This window comes from Verrucomicrobiota bacterium (genome assembly GCA_016200005.1).
Taxonomy (GTDB): Bacteria; Verrucomicrobiota; Verrucomicrobiia; order Limisphaerales; family PALSA-1396; genus PALSA-1396.
The window spans coordinates 105957-123859 of sequence record JACQFP010000022.1 but is presented as its reverse complement, the minus strand read 5'-3'; the positions used below and the strand labels follow the sequence as shown (position 1 = coordinate 123859).

Here is a 17903-nt window from a genome sequence, read left to right as displayed (position 1 = left end):
TTATTGCGGGAACGTCATGAATTCCGAAACCGCCGCCGAACCAGCGCAACCGCCGCACCTGCTCCGCCGTTTCGGTTTGCTGCAAGCGACGGCGTTGAACATGTCGAACATGATCGGCATCGGGCCGTTCATCACCATACCGGCGTTGATGTCGGCTCTCGGCGGGCCGCAATCGATGTTGGGTTGGTTCGTCGCGCTGATCATCGCCGTGCCGGACGGAATGGTCTGGAGCGAACTCGGCGCGGCGATGCCCGGTTCCGGCGGCTCGTATCTTTATCTGCGCGAGGCGTTCGGGCGCGCCACGGTGGGACGCATGATGGCGTTCCTGTTCATCTGGCAGTTCATTTTGAGTGGGCCGTTAGAAATCGCGTCGGGCTGCATCGGCTTCGCGCAATACATGGCGTATCTATTCCCTGCGCTCAATAAACCGGAGAACGTCCGCCTAGCCCAACTCGTTGCGGCGGGCGTCGCGGCATTGACGGTCGTGCTGCTCTACCGTCGGATCACGACCATCGGCAAGATCACGGTCAGCTTGTGGATCGGTACCATGCTGACGGTTGGCGCGGTCATCGTCAGCGGTGCGCTGAACTTCGATCACAAGATCGCCTTCGATTTTCCTCCGGGCGCTTTCAAGTTCTCGTGGGGTTTTTTGCTGGGCTTGGGCGCTGCCTCAAGGGTCGGCATCTACGATTACCTCGGTTACTACGACGTTTGCTACATCGGCGAAGAAGTGAAGTCGCCGGGGCGCGTCATCCCGCGCTCGATCATGATCAGCTTGGTGGTGGTGGCGTTGATTTATTTCGCCATCAATCTCTCGCTCATCGGCGTGGTGCCGTGGCGCGAGTTCGTGCCCGCGAAAGATCCGCCGGATGCCGTCGCCTCGATGTTCATGGAAAAGCTCTATGGTTCGAAGGTCGCCGCCGTCTTCACCGTCATGGTGCTTTGGACGGCGGTCGGCTCGGTGTTTGCGTTGATGCTCGGTTACTCGCGCATTCCGTATGCGGCGGCGCAGAACGGCGACTTCTTCAAGGTCTTTGGCCGGTTGCACCCGAAGAAAGATTTTCCACACGTCTCGCTGCTGGTAATCGGGCTGGTTTCCATCGTGTGCAGTTTCCTGCCGCTGATGACGGTGATCGACGCGCTGCTCATCACGCGGATCATCGTTCAGTTCATGGGACAGATTGTTGCGGTAATGTTGTTGCGTCGTCGCGCACCGGCGATGGAGCGTCCGTATCGCATCTGGCTCTATCCCCTGCCCTGCTTCGTGGCGCTGGTCGGCTGGCTGTTTGTGTTCGGAACAGCAGATTGGAAAGTGATTCTGTTCGGGCTGGGAACTTTGCTGTTGGGAGTAATCTTTTTTCTGATCTGGTCAAAATGGACGCGTCGCTGGCCGTTCAAGGATGAGACGACGGAGGAAAGCTCCGCTGAAACTTGAGCTTGGAGCGACCAATGAAACAGCGCCGATAAATCGGGCGCACTCCAAACGCTTCGCGAGTTTTCAAGCGCCATCAGGATTCGCGAATCGACGGATCACCAATTCAAAATCTGCTGCATCGCCGGACCGATCTCCTCCACTTTCCACGGCTCGGTTGTTCCCACCTTCGTCGCGCCGTGACTGGTCATCATTCGGTAGGCGAAGATATGGCTGCCTTCGACACCAAACGTCTGTCCGGTCACTTGTGCCGCCGCATCGGAAGCCAGCCAGACCACGAGCGGCGAGATGAATTGCGGCCCCATGGTTTCGACGGTGTAAGTCGCCTTGACTTGCGGCAAATCTGCCATCATGCGCGTCAGTGCCATCGGGGCAATGGCATTGACGGTGATCTTGTGTTTCGCCAGTTCCAGCGCCGCAATGCGAGTCAACGCATGAATGCCCACCTTGGCCGCTCCGTAGTTGGCCTGGCCAAAATTACCCAGCAGGCCCGTGGTGGATGAAGTGTTGATGATGCGACCGCCCGTGCCCTGGTTCTTCATCGCCGCTGCTGCCGCTTTCAAGCAGGCAAACGTTCCCTTCAGATGCACCTGGATCACGCTGTCCCACTCGGCTTCGGTCATGTTGAGGATGGTGCGGTCGCGCAGGATGCCGGCGTTGTTCACCAGCACATCGATTCGCCCAAATGCATCGAGCGCGGACTTGATGATCCGCTCGCCCGCTTCCATCGTTCCAACGGCTTCGCCGTTGGCAACCGCCTCGCCACCCATCGCCTTGATTTCTTTGACGACGAGTTCCGCCGCATTGCTTTGCCCCGTGCCGTCGCGATTGCAGCCGAGGTCATTGACCACTACTTTGGCGCCTTCCTTGGCAAATAAACGGGCGTGCTCCCGTCCGATGCCGTTGCCCGCGCCCGTGATCACCGCCACTTTTCCATTCATACAACCCATGATTTCATCCTCTGTTTAGTTTTGTTTCCCACTGACAGCATTTTCCATTGCCGTCGCGCCCCCCGGCTGTTGGCATCAGGTTTGGAAAGTGCACGGCAGGATTTTGGCGGGGGTATCGGGACTGTCAATTTGTATCTCACGATTCCGGTTGGAGATGGGGCGTGCGACCAACCAGGCAATTCGTTCATTCAACTTTCCAAACTTGGACGTTGCGCAGCCCAGCTTTCTGGTCTATAGATCTCCCAGCCCCGGAGAAAGTCTGCCCTACTCAGAGGACAAATGTATGCCGAACTTGAAATCGAAAGGTGCCGGCGACTTGGCGCATCGGCGGTTGCCGCGGGCTGGCTTCACTTTGATTGAACTGCTGGTGGTCATTGCGATCATCGCGATCCTCGCCGGACTGTTGCTGCCCGCGCTCGCCGCGGCGAAGGCACACGCGCGGCGCATCCAATGTGTCAACAACTTGAAACAGTTGGCGCTGACCTGGCAGATGTACGCCGATGACAATCGCGATGTCCTCGTGCCGAATGGTTACGGCGTGGGCCGACAACTTTGGATTTCCGGAGATTTTCACAATTACCTTCAGGGCTTCATTGATGAGAATCTGCTCGTCGATCCGCGTTATGCTCTTTTTGGTTCGTATCTCAAGACTCCGCGCCTGTACAAATGCCCTTCCGACCTGAGCACGATTCGAAACGGCGCGAAAACCGTTCCGAAGATTCGGAGTTACTCGTTGAACGAATACATGGGATTCGCCACGCCGGCCAATCCGAAGTATAAGAAATTCCTGAAGGGTCCGGATATGTCGCCACCTTCACCCGCCAAACTCTATACTTTTGTGGATGTGAATCCGGTCACTCTTTGCACGCCGGCGTTTATAATTTATCGCAACAGCGGTCCTTTTTATCACTACCCGGCGAGCCATCACAGTCGTGGTGGCGTCCTGGCATTTGCGGACAGCCACGTCGAAGCGCATCGCTGGGTGGAAACCGGGACGTACGACTCGAACAAAGTCCGGCATAACGGCCCGCCGCCCATCGCTCGTGATCTGGCTTGGTTGCAGGAACGGACCACCATCGATAAGTAAACGAAGCGGCTGCGGCGGTTGGAAGTGGTTCGCCGCCCAGTCGCATGGCGCGTGCACAACTTCGTCCTTCGCGTTGATGGATTTAACCGGTGACTTGCGCTCCGGCCCGAGAACGTTCAGCATTCTTCACGACAGGACGATGAACGCTCGACGAAAACCTCCGCTTCGGATTCTGACCGCCGTGCCAATCTGCGACGGTCACGACAGTCCCATCATCACAATCAACCTCGAACTCGCGCGGCATGGCGTCGAGGTGATTTATCTCGGCTACAATTGCCCGGCCAGTGCCATTGCGCGCGCCGCCGTGCAAGAGGATGTTCACGCCATCGGCATCAGTTCCTACAACGGAGGGCACATTGCGTTCTTCGACGAGGTTGTCGGATGTCTGCACAAATACGGCGGTCAACGCATCCCATTGTTCGGTGGCGGCGGCGGCACAATCACACCGCAGGATGAAGCAGTGATGAAGCGTCGCGGGGTGGACCGCATTTTTTTCGCCGGTACGCCGCTTCAGGAAATTGTCAGCACAGTCATCAAACATTACAGCCGTCCGCTAAACCGCCAACGAGGCTTGCACGGCGACCGAAAAATGGCGCGTGCTATCACGGTAGCTGAAAGCTCGAAATCCGAACTCCGAAGTCCGAAACAGGCTCCAAATCGCAAATTACAAATCGTAAATCGTAAATCCTTCGTGGCGGGCGTCACCGGGCCGGGCGGCGCGGGCAAGAGCACTTTGATCGATGAGTTGGTGCGTCGCTACCTCCAACAACATCCGCAAGGGCGCGTGGCCGTCCTGGCCAATGACCCATCGCATCCCGACTCCGGCGGCGCGATTCTCGGCGACCGCGCGAGCATGATCTACGCACAACACGACCGGGTGTTCATGCGTTCGCTGGCCACGCGTGGGCATTTGAGCGGGCTTTCGTCAGCAACACGAGCAGCGCTTGAGATTCTGAAATCCAGCGGCGAGGTTGATTTTATCTTTGTTGAGTCCGTCGGTATTGGCCAGGAGAGCGACCCGTTTCAGTTGTTCGGCCGGCGTCGCCGACTGGTGGACGCCAGCCTGCTGGTGATGTCGCCTTATTATGGCGGGCGGATTCAACTGCAGAAAATCGGGCTGTTGAACGGCGCTGATTTTGTGGCGATAAATAAATGCGATCAACCCGCGGCAAAAACCGCAAAGGCGGAAATCGCGGAGCGCCTTGAGGCAAACCAGCGCGGGCAGAAACTGTTTGGCACCATCGCCGCGCGACACGGTGATCCCGGCGTGGATGCGCTTTACGCCGCGATTGAAGAAAAGGCAAACCGACAATGAGCAGTCTCAGTCAAGTCGTTGAATCAGTCGGGAACTACAATCGGTTTGTGAGCCAGCAGATGACGCGGGCGCGGACCCAAAGGAAATTCGCCCGGTCACTCGTCCAGCGCTGGCACAAGATCAAAGCCCAAATTGAAACCACTGAATCGCCCACTGGCACCGCTTTGCCGCGGCTGGCATTGCCGCAAACCGACGAGCCGGGCGAAGTGGCGCGGTATCTTTTTGGCGAGGGGTTGCCCGGCGAGTTTCCTTTTGCCAACGCCGCCTATCGCGAGATGTATCTATCCTCGGACAAATCTGAAATTCGAAATCCGAAATCCGAAATCGAGGAACCAACACGGTTGTTCGCCGGACTCGGCCTGGCGGAGGACACGAATGCGCGGTTTCATTATCTCTCGAAACATCAGAAAAGCGTTCGGTTGAGCACCGCGTTCGACGGGCCTACGCTTTACGGCCTCGACAGCGATTACGAAGGCGTCCTCGGTAAAGTGGGCGAAGGCGGCGTGGCCGTGGACACGGTCGAGGACATGGAGCGGTTGTATGCAGGGTTCGATTTGACGGACAAGAATTCCAGCGTCTCAATGACCATCAATGCTCCCGCGCCTGCAATTCTGGCTATGTATGTCGCCGCCGCCAAACGACGCTTTGGGCCGCGTGTCGTCGAACAACTGCGCGGCACGATTCAGGCGGACATCCTCAAGGAAGTGCAGGCGCAAAACGAAATGATCTTCCCGGTTGAAGCCGCGCTGCGATTTCTCACCGACATGGCGGAATACACGACGCAGCACATGCCGCGCTGGTATCCGATCAGCATCAGCGGCTATCACATCGCCGAAGCGGGCGCGACACCCGTCCAGCAAGCCGCCTTCACGCTGTCCAACGGCTTTGCCTACGTGGACATGTTCAAGACGCGCGGCATGGACGTGAACCAGTTCGGCCCGCGACTTTCGTTCTTCCTCGATAGCGGATTGGACATCGAATATCTCGTCCTCGGCCGCGTGTGCCGGCGCATCTGGGCCATCGGGATGCGCGACGTTTTCAAGGCCGACCCGCGCGCGCAACTGCTGAAGCTGCACACGCAAACCAGCGGGCGTTCGTTGATTGCTGCTGAGTTCAAAAATAATCTCACCCGCACGGCGGTCGAGTTGATGATGGCTTACATCAATTCCACTAACTCCTGCCACAGCAACAGCGCCGACGAACCATTCACCACGCCCACCGAGGAATACGTCCGGCTCGCGTCGCACGCGCAATCAATCATTTTGGAAGAGACGGGACTTTTCAAACAGATGATGAATGTGTTTGGCGGCTCGCCCGGTTTGCAAATCCTGGAGCGACAGGTGGAACAGCAGATTCTCGATGTGTTCACGGAGATCGAACAACTTGGCGGCGTGCTGCCGGCAATGGAGCAACGGTATCAACGCAGCCAGATCCAACAAGCCGCGCACACTTACGAAAAACAAATCAACTCCGGCCATCGTCCCGTCATCGGCCTGAATAAATACGCCAGCGAAGAAACAATGCCGTCGCCGAAACTTGAACGCACACTGCCAGTGAAACAGAAAGCGCAGGTTGCCCGGTTGCACGCCTTCAAAAAGAAACACGCCAAGAAAGCTGCGGTTGCTTTGCAACGGTTGGAAAATGTTTGCCGAAGCGGCGGAAATGTTTTTGCCGAATTATTGAACGCCGTCGAGGTTTGTTCCCTTGGCCAGATCACCACTGCGCTGCAAGGTTGTGTCGGCCGTTTCCGTCCGATGGTGTAGCAACATGTAAGTTTAAAAAAACCAGGAAGCAGAGTGCGCGCATGGAGCCCACCGAACCCACCCCTTGCCCCTCCCAGGAGGGGAGCCGCGCACGGTGGTTTGTTCCCCTCCTGGGAGGGGTCAGGGGGTGGGTGGGCCGGAGAGAGATTCATGGGCAGAGGACGGGTGATGGGCAGCAATAACTGCGATTTATTTTGCATCGCGGCTCAACCCCTGTCGCGCCGCTTCCTCACACCGCCGTCATGCCGCCATCGACCACCATCACTTGTCCCGTGACGAATGATGCTTCATCGGACGCAAGATACAACGCCATGCCGCCAATTTCCTCGGGTTGTCCGATACGATGGATCGGTTGCGACGATTCGTATTGATGGCGGCGCGATTCGTCCTTCCAGAAGAACGCGCTGAAATCAGTTTGAATCAGTCCAGGCGCGATGGCATTGACGCGGATGTTGTGCTGGCCAAACTCCTGCGCCCAAGAGCGGGTCATCATGATCAGCCCGGCCTTGGTGAAACTGTAGAGCAACCCGCCCGGTTGCGGTCGCAAGCCGGCGACCGACGCGATGTTGATGATCGACCCGCCGCTTTTGCGCTCGATCATCTTGGGAACAATCAACCGGATCAGCCGCAGCGCCGACTTGATGTTGATCTCCACCATTTTGTCGAGCATCGCGTCATCAACCTTGAGCGCAGGGCCTTGGCCGATGTTGGTTGCGCTGTTGTTCACCAGAATGTCCACCGGACCAAATCGCTGCTCGGTTTCCTTGACTAGGTTTTCGATCTGTTCGCTGCGCCCGACGTGACAGGCAATGGGTACGACCTTGCCCGGCAGCGACGCGAACTCCTTCGCCGTCGCTTCCAGATTTTCCAATGTGCGACTGGCGATGACGACGTTTGCGCCCGCCTCGGCGAAACGGCGCGTGATGGCTTTGCCGATGCCGCGTCCTCCACCCGTGACGATGGCCACTTTGTCTTTCAGACTGATGCTTGGGCTCATAGTTTATTGTGATTTGGTAAAATTGTTTCAGTTCCTTGCGCGTTTTGCGTTTTGAACGCGACACTTATCCGCAAAGACAAACCGTTCAGCAAACAAAAAGTTCAACGAACGCTTCCATGTCCTTCGGCGCGACGGCGATGTTTCACGAGCGGTAAATAGGCTTGTTTGAGGCGCTCCGCAATGCTAATTTCCGGGCATGAGCACGGTGCAGGAAATCAAAGCTGCCATTGACACGCTTTCACCCGCCGAACGCGCGGAACTGGAGCAGTTGCTGCGGGAACCCCATCCTCCGCTCGATCCAGAAGTGGACAGCCCGGAACTGGAGGCGGAGTTGTTGAAGGCCATTGACGGCCCGTACACGCCGTATTCTCGCGAGGAAATGCAATCTATCGTCGAGCGCATCATCCGCGAGGAAGAACGGAAATGAGCTTGGCGCTCGAGCGCGCGGCGGATTTCCAGATAGACTTTGCCTTGCGGGCTTTATGGTATGTGCGTGAGGCCGGTGGCGAAGTTGCTCGCCACTATGAGGAGGCAGTGGATTCCGCGCTTCGATTGCTCTGCATCCAACCAGAACTCGGTCGGAAGCGCCGTTTCCGGCATCCCAAACTCCAAGGCTTGCGATCGTTTCCAGTTCAGAAGCCTTTCAATCGCCTGATCGTATCTTACCGCGTGGGCGACGAAGTTTTGCAGGCAGTGCGGTTGATGCACGGCGCGCGGGATTTGCCGAGGCGATTGGCCGAACCACCGGCTACGGAATGAAGTTCTCGGCGAACTCATTCACCGCCATCAGTTCCAGCCCTTTCACATCTTCAAACAGCGCAACGATTTGTTTGACGCGCTCAGGCGGGAAACATGTTTCCGCGTTGGCTTGGAATTTTTTCACGAGCAGCGGAATGCCTTCGGCGCGGCGGCGGCGGTGGCCCACGGGATATTCCACTTCCACCTTCTCACTCGCGCTGCCGTCGCGGAAGAAGATTTGCACGGCGTTGGCGATGGCGCGCTTGTCCGGTTCGAGATATTCGCGGGTGTAGCGCGGGTCTTCGCGCACGACCATCTTCGGGCGTAGGGCGTCAATGCGCGGATCGGCGGCGGTCGCGTCCTCGTAATGATCGGCGGTGAGCGCGCCGAAGATGAGGCTGATCGCGGTCATGTATTGCAGACAATGGTCGCGGTCGGCCGGGTTGTGCAGCGGCCCGGTCTTGTCAATGATGCGGAGGGCGGATTCGTGCGTGTGAATCTCCACGCGCTCGATCTGGTCGAGGGTTCTCAGCGGGGCGCGTTGGAGTTCACGCTTTAGCGTGTCGGAGGGTGGGCAACCTAAAGGCTGAACTCCAACAGAAGCGCGCTCTGCAAAATACTTCTCGTGCAACTTGATCGCGGCTTCGACGGCAGTTTGCGCGTGGAACTCGGCGGGGAAGGAAATCTTGAACAATACATTTTCCATCACATACGAGTCGAACGGGCGTGCGAGTTTGACGGGCTGGCCGCGAAAGAGCACGTCGCTGAAACCCCACTTGGGCGCGGAAAGAGCGGACGGGTAGCCCATCTCGCCTTTGATTGCCATGAGGGCATGTTGAACGGCGCGCGCGGTGGCGTCGCCGGCGGCCCAGGATTTGCGCGAGCCAGTGTTGGGCGCGTGGCGATAGGTGCGCAGCGCGCCGCCATCGAGCCAGGCGTTGGAGACGGCGTTGATGATCTGCTCGCGCGTCCCGCCGAGCAAGTGTGTGGCCACGGCTGTCGAAGCGATGCGTACGAGCAGGACATGGTCGAGGCCGACGCGGTTGAAGCTGTTTTCCAATGCGAGGATGCCTTGGATTTCGTGCGCCTTGATCATCGCGGTCAAAATGTCGCGGACGGTGTAACCGGAGCGCCCCTCACCCCGTCCCTCTCCCCATCGGATGGGGAGAGGGTGTCCGTCACGACGGGTGCGGGGAATCTTTGCGCTCTGATTCACAAAATCCGCCACGGCGAGGATCGCGCCGAGATTGTCCGAGGGGTGCCCCCACTCCGCCGCGAGCCAGGTATCGTTGAAATCCAGCCAGCGGATGAGGGTACCGATGTTGAACGCGGCGGTGACGGGATCGAGCACGTAGTTCGTCCCCGGCACGCGCGCGCCGTTGGGCACGATTGTTCCTAGCACAACCGGCCCGAGCAGTTTTGTGCAAGCTGGATATTTCAGCGCGAGCAGGCCGCACCCCAGCGTGTCGAGCAGGCAATAGCGTGCGGTGTTGAACGCTTCGTCGCTGGTGATTTTGAAATCGCAGACGTAGTCCGCGATTTCCACCAACAATCGGTCGGGTGCCGGGCGCGAAGATTTTCCGCCAGTGGAATGGTTCATGGGTTGATTTTGCGCGTGGACCGTTCCTGCAACCAGACGACATCCTTGTTGAACGGCGTCAACAGATGGTCATCAACGAATCCGCTTTTCACGAGTGGCGGCATGGTCCGGTCATCCACCCATCGTTTGATTTCGGCATGACCATCGGCAAATGAAAAACCGCCTGCGCGATGGTGGTAGCTGCCGGGCAGATCATAAAAACCGGTTTGCGCCGGATTATCCGGCCAGCCGCGCATGTCCGGGGCGAAATTGCCGACATCAATGCTGTCTTCGCGCATGTCCAACAAAACAAAAGTGCGCGTCGGTCCTGGATCAATCATGTCGGTCATTTTCAAATAAACCCGCCAGCGGCCGCCGCCTGTCGCGAACGGATCGGCGCTGTCGGACAGACCGTAATCCATCCCGCGAAAGCCGCCGACCCAGATGTTCATCGACATGCTGCGCACGCGCGGGAGCAACTTGCCGTCCACAGCCACTGCCGATTTGTCCGCTGGGCATTTCCAGATCCCGGTTGACTGACCACAGTAAGGCCAGAGGGGACTGCGCTTGATGTCCACGTCGGCGTCCCAATTGGAGCGGTTGCCCGGTTCGAAATCCATCCAGCCGCTGATCCAGACATCCGGGTCGTGAGACGTGTACGGCCAGATGCCGCTGGCATAGAGCAACACATCGCGGTTGTCATCGCTGTACATTTTCCACGCGAGCGTCAACTGGCGGTGGTTGGACATGCATTGCAGTCCCTGCGCCTTGAGTTTGGCCTTGCCCAAAACCGGCAACAACAAGCTGGCGAGAATGCCGATGATGGCGATGACGACCAGGAGTTCGATCAGCGTAAAACCGCTATCAGGTTTGGATCTCGCGTCGGACTTGGGTTGGAGTTCACGCTTGAGCGTGCCGCCGGACAAGCTAAAGCTTGGACTCCAACAACCGTTCGCGATGACCTTCCGCATCATCCTCACCTTTGTTCAATCGGCACAAATGCACGAGGCGCCGGCCCGATGTATTCCGCCGTCGGACGTATCAACCGATTGTTCCCGCGCTGCTCCAGGATGTGCGCCGACCAGCCCGACGTGCGCGCGATGACAAACAGCGGCGTGAACATCGCGGTCGGAATGCCACAAAAATGATAAGCCGCCGCGCTGTAAAAATCCAGATTGGGAAAGAGCTTCTTCTCGCGCCACATCACCGCTTCAATACGTTCCGAGATGCAATAAATCTGTTCGTCGCCGCACGCTGCGGCCAGTTTTTTCGCCCAGCCTTTGATCACCGGTGAACGCGGATCAGAAGTCTTGTAAACGCGATGCCCAAAGCCCATGATGAGTTCCTTGCGTTGCAACATTTGCATCAATCCAGCCTCCGCCTCGTCGGGCGTCTTGAAACGCTCGATTAATTCCATCGCCGCTTCGTTGGCGCCACCGTGCAGGTTGCCGCGCAAGGTGCCGATGCCGCTCGTGATTGCTGAATAAAAATCCGCCAGCGTGGAGGTCGTGATGCGCGTCGCGAAAGTCGAGGCGTTGAATTCGTGTTCCGCGTAAAGAATCAGCGAGGCATCCATGGCTCGAATCCGTAATTCATCCGCCGGTTTGCCGAGGAGTAGATGGAGAAAATGCGCAGCCAAGGACGGATCGGTGGTCCCAGTTTCGATTCGCTCATCCTGTTTGTGGAACTGGTACCAGTAGAGCAGCATCGAGGGAAAGGCTGCCAGCAGACGATTGGCGACTTGTATTTGATCGCGCTCGTCGCCCTCCGGTTCAAGACAGCCGAGCGCGGAACAACCAGTGCGAAGCACATCCATCGGGTGCGTCGCGGCAGGTAATTGCTCCAAAACCGTCTTCAGCGACTTCGGTAATCCGCGAAGCGAGATGAGCTTCTTTCGGTAGTCGGCCAGTTCATTGCGACTCGGCAGATGGTCGTATAGCAACAGGAAGGCGACTTCCTCGAACGTCGCCCGCTCCGCCAGATCCTCAATCGCATAGCCGCGATACGTGAGGCCAACGCCTTCTTTGCCTACGGTGCTGATCGCGGTTTCCCCGGCAACGATGCCGGCCAGTCCGCCAGTTTTCTTCTCCATGCTCATGCTCTCATTCCTTTGTTAAACACGTCATAACCCAAAAACTCATACAGCTCAGCGCGCGACTGCATCTGGCCAACAACTTTCCGTTGCGTGCCCTCGGCGCGAATGGTCTGAAACACCTTCAATGCTGCGGCACTCATCGCGCGGAAAGCCGAGAGGGGATACAGCGCCAGCGCCACACCAGCAGAACGCAGTTCCTGGACTGTGAACAACGGCGTCCTGCCGAATTCAGTCACGTTCGCGAGCACGGGAATTTCAACCGCGCGCGCGAACAGCCGGTATTGATCCAACGTCCTCAACGCCTCGGCAAAAATCATATCCGCGCCCGCATCGCGATAGAGCCGCGCGCGCGCGATGGCGGCTTCCAAGCTTTCGACGCTCGCCGCGTCGGTCCGCGCCATGATGACGAAGGCGGGATCAGTCCTCCCCGACACAGCGGACTTGATGCGCGCAACCATTTTCTTCGGCGACACGAGTTGTTTGCCGGACAAGTGGCCACACCGCTTGGCCTCCACCTGGTCTTCGATGTGAATTACCGCCGCGCCCTCGCGAATCATTTCACGGACGGTGCGACGCAGGTTTTCCCAGCCGGTATCCGCGTCCACGAGCAAGGGCAGTCTCGTCGCACTGGTGATGCGACGCACTTCGATGAGCACGTCGTCGAGCGTGGTCAGGCCAATGTCCGGCACGCCGTAACTGGCATTGGCCACGCCCGCGCCGGAAAGATACAACGCCTTGAAGCCGGCCTTCTCGGCGAGGAGGGCGGTGTAGGCATTGATCGCGCCAACAATCTGCAACGGACGCTCGTTTTCCATCGCCGCGCGAAACCGCGCGCCGGCAGAATCCATCGGCTTCGTGGCAGCAACTGTTTTCCGGGTTTTGGGCGGCCTTGCGGTTCTCATGATTGAATTGGTCAACAACCGACTGAAATGTTTCCGGCACGAATCTATCGCTTCTGCTCACCCGACGCAATGTAGGCAATCAAATCCGCGAGGGCCTGTGGTGTCAGGGTCTTCTCGAATCCCTCGGGCATGAGCGAAAGACTTGAACCCCTCAACTCTTTGAGGTCGCTGCGCAAAACAACCTCTTCAGTTCCACCGGCCGTCCGCAACGTGATGCTGTTCGGGGTTTCGGCTGCGATGACGCCGCTGATCTCGCGGTCGCTTTTTGTCAGCGCGGTGTAGCTGAGATAGCGCGCTTCCACCGCGCGGTTCGGATCGAGGATCGAGACCAGCATCGCCGGAACGGATTTGTCCCCCACGCTGCCCAGGTCCGCCCCGATGCTGTTACCTACACCGTTGAAGCGATGGCAGACGGCGCAATTCTTTTGGAATAAATCGGCGCCCTTGCCCGCGTCGCCCTTCAACTCGTTCACCGCGGCGAAGTCCTTGATGATTTTCTGCCGGTCGGTGTTCGTGGCGGATAATAACTTCGCGGCCCGTTTACGAATCTCGTCATTGGCATGGGTCAGGAGCTTCTGCTGATGCACGGTGCCCAGCTCACTCGGAAGGATTCGTTTTTCCTCAACCGCCTCCAGTAATTTCCGAGTCCTCTCGGGGCGGCTTAACAAGATGTTCAGCACCTCAATCCGCAAAGCGGGGCTATGCGCTTTCCAGCCGCTCAACAATGCGTCGGCCACATGCGGGCTGTTCGCGCGCTTCAATGAGTCAAGGGCAGCGGATTGCAAATCGCCCTCGACCTGCGGCTGCAAGAATGTGACGAGACGATCAATGTCCTGTTCCTGCTGATTCAGGCCGCGACCCAAAATGCGAATGGCGAGGCGAGATTCCGTGTCGTTGGCGGTCGGATTGCCGATGATCCGGCGGGCTTCATTGAAAACAACGTCGAACCGGTCGATGGTTTGCCTCAACTCCGCGCCGCTCCCGGACTGAAAGGCCTTCAATGAGCCGGCGCGGCGCTCGAACGCGTCCAGACAGCCGGCCAAGGCCGCCAGTTGCCACGCGGGATGTTTTCCATCGATTGGCTGGGTTACCCGCGCCAGAGTTTTTGCCAACGACTTTTCATCGCTTGCGACAACAGCGAGGCCGAATAGCTTGTCGAGCAACTCCAGAGGAGTCGCTCGCTGGCCAGCTTCAGCCAGGAGCGCATCGATCATATTGCCGACATGCGGAACCGCGGAACTCATCACGGCAATTTGCATTTCGGAATTGTCGGCATCTTTGATCGCGAGCCTGGCCAAAGCACGACCAGCGCGCGGGTCGTTCCATTCGCCGAGGCCGAAGGCGAGTTGATAGCGGACGCGGATGGCCGGATCATCGACAAGGTTCAGCAAGGCGTCAGCAAGAGAAGAAAATGAATTAAACCCCTCACCCTGTCCCTCTCCCCCTCGGCGGGGGCGAGGGTGACCTTTCTCCGCTTCACGCAACAACTCGCCGCCTTTCGGTTCTGCTGAGCGCGTTGCACGATTCTCCCTCTCCCTTTCCGAAAGGGAGAGGGCCGGGGTGAGGGATGGATTTTTCTTCATGAACGGCTCGCTCAATCTCACCGCGTGTTCCCTCACCGCGGGGTGCGAGTCATTCAATCCTTTGACCAGAATCTCCGGTGTCACCGCGCCGAGTCCGTCCAAAGTGCAGAGCGCCTGCAACCGGGTCTTGGGTCGCGCGCTGCTGCCCAGCAATTGTTGCAGCAGTTTGACGGCGGATTTGTCGGCGGCCTGCACCAGCAAACGTTGCGCGGTGTCACGTTGCCAGCCGTTGGGACTGTCCATCGCCGTCACTAAATCAGCAGGCTTGAGTTGGTCGAGTCGGGGAATTTTGCGCAGCTTTGCATCTGCTGGAAAGACGCGATAAATCCGACCCTTGTCGTGACCCGCGCGCACATCGATCTGTTTGTCCATCCCCGGCAACGCGTATTCGGGATGTTCGATGACGAGCCGATACATGTCGGCGATGTACAGCGCGCCGTCCGGTCCGGTCTTGAGCATCGTGGGACGAAACCAGTTGTCGCGCGACGCCAGAAACTCCCGCTCCTCTTCGCCTCTTGCGCGATGACTTTTGAAAGTGACACCGTCCGGTTCGAGCACTTCGCGATGTATCAAGTTGTTCGCCGGTTCGCTGGCAAAAACGCTCGTCGCAAACTCCGGCCCGAACAATTCATCGCGATAGGGCGTGGGACTGTTCGCCGAGGTGACAGTGTTGACCATGTCGGGAAAATTGAAGCGCTGCATTGGACGACTGATGGCGAACGCCGCAGTGTTGTGCGGATAATTCGCCAGATAGTGCATGGTGGACCGGACGGCAAGGTGGGAATTGCGACTCAGGTAATGGTCGGGTAGAAAATAATGCCAGAGCCAGGTGGGATTGTTGTTGCCGAACCAGTTGCCCCAATCATCCCGGTGACGGCCAAACTGCGTCTGCCCTTCCACCGTCTCAAACGAACCACCATCCGGTTTGAATCGAAAGTCGCGCCCGCGCAGATTGAAGCTCTTGCCCGTCGCCACCGAATGAATCTCCCCGCCACTGTCGCCGTTGGCGCCGTAAATCCAGTTGTCCAGACCGTAATCGAAGCCGTTGACGCGATGTTGTTGATTACCTTCGCGAAACCCGGTGAACAACACTTCGCGCACGTCGGCCTTGCCGTCGCCGTTAGTATCCTCGGCGTAAATAATTCTCGGCGCGGCGCTGACGATGACGCCTTTGCGCCACGGTGTGACTCCGTTGGGAAAGTTGAGGCCTTCCAGAAAGACCGTCGATTTATCGTAGCGTCCGTCGCCATCGGTGTCCTCCAGAAACCGCACGATGCCGCCGGACTTGCCGTGACCGTCCACGCCGACCGGATAATCACCCATCTCAACCACCCACAATTTTCCGTCCGCGCCCCATTCAAAAGCAATCGGGTCTCGAACCAACGGCTCGTGCGCGACCAGTTCAACCTTGAATCCCGGTGGCACCTCGATTTCCTTCAGCGATTCTTCCGGTGCTTTTGGCGGCGGCGCGTCGAAAGCCAGCAGCGTTTCATACGAACGACGGTCCACCTTGTCCGGCAACCGGTCGGTCTCCTCATTCTGCACCCAAAGATGACGCGAGTGAAACCAGACACCGTTGTTCCGATTCGTGCCGGCGCGGACAATCATCGGAATGGCATCGGGATTACCTTGTTTGCCCGCCCGGACTTTGCGCGGCCAACCCACCTCCCACGCCAGACCCGGCTTGTTTTCGGACACGAATAGGTGAAGCGAGAAGATTTTGTCATTCGAGAAGATCACATCAGCGAAACCATCCTCGTTGAAATCAACAAAGCGCAATCCGGCATCCTGCCCATTCTCATCCACGATCGCGACGCCTTTCGGCAGTGCAAACGGAAGTTGCTTCCATCTGCTTCCCTCCGGCGACCACGCGAACACCGCGTTCTGGGATTCATTGCCGACGATCAGTTCACAACGCCCATCGTTATCGACATCCCGAAACCGCACGCCGCGATCACGGCCATTCTCGCTCGTGTTGATCGGCTTCCCGCCAATCTCAAGCCCTGTCAACAGCGACTTGTCTTCGATCCATTTCTCCCCGTCAAAATGCCAGGCGCCTTTAACAGCGCTGTTCACCAGAATGGTCGCGTGCGAATCCGCGCGAACAACGCCGAACTTCACGCCAGCGTCTAACGTCGTCGGGAAACTCGCTTCCAGCCAGTGGCTTTCCTTCGGCTGCCAAACGCGCGTCTTCTTCATCAGCCCGTTGCCGATGGCCACGTCCAGAAAGCCATCGTTGTTCAGATCAACGAGCCGCACACCGTTGTCCTGTCCGTTGACAGCGCGCAACGGTTGTCCCGCCAGTAGATTTTTGTTCAACCGCTCCTGCGCTTCGCGGAAATTCAGGAACTTCACACGCTTGCCATATTTGGTGACAGCGTACTCAATCAACTCCACGATCTGATCGTTCCGAATCCAGCCGTGCGGATGGAAAATCATGGTGAACACTCCCTGCTTCATCACAGTGACATCGAGGGCCGCCTTCCAATCAGCGACGGTCACGGGATTGTTTGTGCCGTGGATGTTTTGCGCCTCCCAATCGCTTGGCAGCACGCATGGAAATTCCCAGCAGAGTTTTCCGATCACGTAAGGATACGGATAGTCTTCAATCGTGGTCACAAATGAACCCATGCTTACTTTGCTGATGGCATTGGTGACGGCGGGCAGATACTTGCGAAACTTTTCCCGGCCATCGGCATCCACCGTCAACACGCGCGGCAAAGACTTATCTTTTGGCGTCGTGATGTTCATGACGGACGAATCGATGGTCAGAAACTTTCCTGCGGAACTGGTGCGATTAAACACCTCGGCGTAAAAGCGCGGGCTGGGACTGTTCATCGAATCGCAGCATGGCATCCGAAAGGCGACCGGTTGATTGTCGGGAATGCGATTCAGCAAATCGACGCAGCCATGATAAGTGTCCGCCGCAGCAGTAAAGTTGCTCCGCGCCAGCAACGGACAAGGATGCGTGAGCGTGTGGACCTCCAGCGACAAACCCTCCTTCAACCACGCCTGCAACTGCGGGTGTTGCGGATCGAGCGCGTTGCACATGATGCTGACCGGCGCGCGCCCCTCGACCTGTTTGAGCCGTTCGAGAATCGGACGCAGGAACGCTTCATATTTGTGCGGCTCGCGCATGTCGTCGATCGCGAGGATGACTACCGCTTCAACGCCCGGCTCGCCGACCCATTGCGGCGTGGTTAACTTGGGAAAATTCAGTCGGACATAAAACGGATCGTTCTCGTCGAGATAAGTCAGCCGGTTCGCGTCAGCAAAGGAGTTGACTGCGGCCAGCAACCCAAGCGTCACGTCAAACAATCCGAGGAGAGAGAGCAGAGGTCGGTGGCTTTTCAGAAACATAGTGTGACTTCATTCAGTCTGAATCCCGCCTCAATCTCAAGCGCAACCTTTCCGCTATCAGATTGCGCCACAAAAGAAATTTGTCCTTACCACGTCCCCTCA

13 protein-coding genes are annotated in these 17903 nt (G+C 57.9%); 6 read left to right on the top strand and 7 right to left on the bottom strand.

Going from position 1 to position 17903, the window contains the following annotated elements:
- Positions 1-16: 16 nt before the first annotated feature.
- A complete protein-coding gene (locus tag HY298_07725; protein MBI3850163.1) occupies positions 17-1435 on the top strand; it encodes an amino acid permease in 1419 nt (472 codons plus the stop codon).
- Between the two features lie 95 nt (positions 1436-1530).
- On the opposite strand, the gene HY298_07720 is transcribed toward HY298_07725, so the two are convergent.
- Entirely contained in the window at positions 1531-2382 is an 852-nt protein-coding gene (locus HY298_07720; protein ID MBI3850162.1) for an SDR family NAD(P)-dependent oxidoreductase, read from the bottom strand.
- 283 nt (positions 2383-2665) lie between these two features.
- Here HY298_07720 and HY298_07715 point away from each other — a divergent pair, with 283 nt between their 5' ends.
- From HY298_07715 to HY298_07705, 3 genes are all read left to right on the top strand, one after another.
- On the top strand, positions 2666-3469 hold the full coding sequence (locus HY298_07715) for a DUF1559 domain-containing protein (GenBank protein MBI3850161.1): 804 nt from the start codon (positions 2666-2668) through the stop codon (positions 3467-3469).
- 139 nt (positions 3470-3608) lie between these two features.
- Entirely contained in the window at positions 3609-4784 is a 1176-nt protein-coding gene (locus HY298_07710) for a cobalamin B12-binding domain-containing protein (GenBank protein MBI3850160.1), read from the top strand.
- On the top strand, positions 4781-6547 hold the full coding sequence (locus HY298_07705) for a hypothetical protein (GenBank protein MBI3850159.1): 1767 nt from the start codon (positions 4781-4783) through the stop codon (positions 6545-6547). Before HY298_07710 ends, HY298_07705 begins: the two co-directional genes overlap by 4 nt.
- A 229-nt stretch (positions 6548-6776) precedes the next feature.
- Here the strand turns inward: HY298_07705 and HY298_07700 are convergent, their stop codons facing one another.
- Positions 6777-7544, bottom strand: a complete 768-nt coding sequence (locus HY298_07700) for an SDR family oxidoreductase (GenBank protein MBI3850158.1) — start codon at positions 7542-7544, stop codon at positions 6777-6779.
- Between the two features lie 196 nt (positions 7545-7740).
- Between HY298_07700 and HY298_07695 the strand changes: the two genes are divergently transcribed.
- Positions 7741-7971: a hypothetical protein gene (locus tag HY298_07695; GenBank protein ID MBI3850157.1), complete on the top strand. Its 231-nt coding sequence runs from the start codon at positions 7741-7743 to the stop codon at positions 7969-7971.
- Complete coding sequence (locus HY298_07690) at positions 7968-8303, top strand: type II toxin-antitoxin system RelE/ParE family toxin (protein MBI3850156.1); 336 nt, start codon at positions 7968-7970, stop codon at positions 8301-8303. The genes HY298_07695 and HY298_07690 overlap by 4 nt, the downstream gene beginning before the upstream one ends.
- Here HY298_07690 and prpD read toward each other — a convergent pair.
- The 5 genes from prpD to HY298_07665 all read right to left on the bottom strand — a co-directional run bounded on the left by prpD (position 8293) and on the right by HY298_07665 (position 17801).
- Complete coding sequence (prpD, locus tag HY298_07685; protein MBI3850155.1) at positions 8293-9882, bottom strand: 2-methylcitrate dehydratase; 1590 nt, start codon at positions 9880-9882, stop codon at positions 8293-8295. The two genes, HY298_07690 and prpD, sit on opposite strands and share 11 nt — an antisense overlap.
- On the bottom strand, positions 9879-10832 hold the full coding sequence (locus tag HY298_07680) for a type II secretion system protein (GenBank protein ID MBI3850154.1): 954 nt from the start codon (positions 10830-10832) through the stop codon (positions 9879-9881). Before HY298_07680 ends, prpD begins: the two co-directional genes overlap by 4 nt.
- A 5-nt stretch (positions 10833-10837) precedes the next feature.
- On the bottom strand, positions 10838-11959 hold the full coding sequence (gene prpC / locus HY298_07675; protein ID MBI3850153.1) for a 2-methylcitrate synthase: 1122 nt from the start codon (positions 11957-11959) through the stop codon (positions 10838-10840).
- The gene (gene prpB, locus HY298_07670) at positions 11956-12804 is read right to left on the bottom strand and encodes a methylisocitrate lyase (GenBank protein ID MBI3850152.1); all 849 of its coding nucleotides are present in this window, start codon (positions 12802-12804) and stop codon (positions 11956-11958) included. The genes prpC and prpB overlap by 4 nt, the downstream gene beginning before the upstream one ends.
- 98 nt (positions 12805-12902) lie before the next feature.
- On the bottom strand, positions 12903-17801 hold the full coding sequence (locus HY298_07665) for a VCBS repeat-containing protein (protein MBI3850151.1): 4899 nt from the start codon (positions 17799-17801) through the stop codon (positions 12903-12905).
- Between the last annotated feature and the right edge of the window lie 102 nt (positions 17802-17903).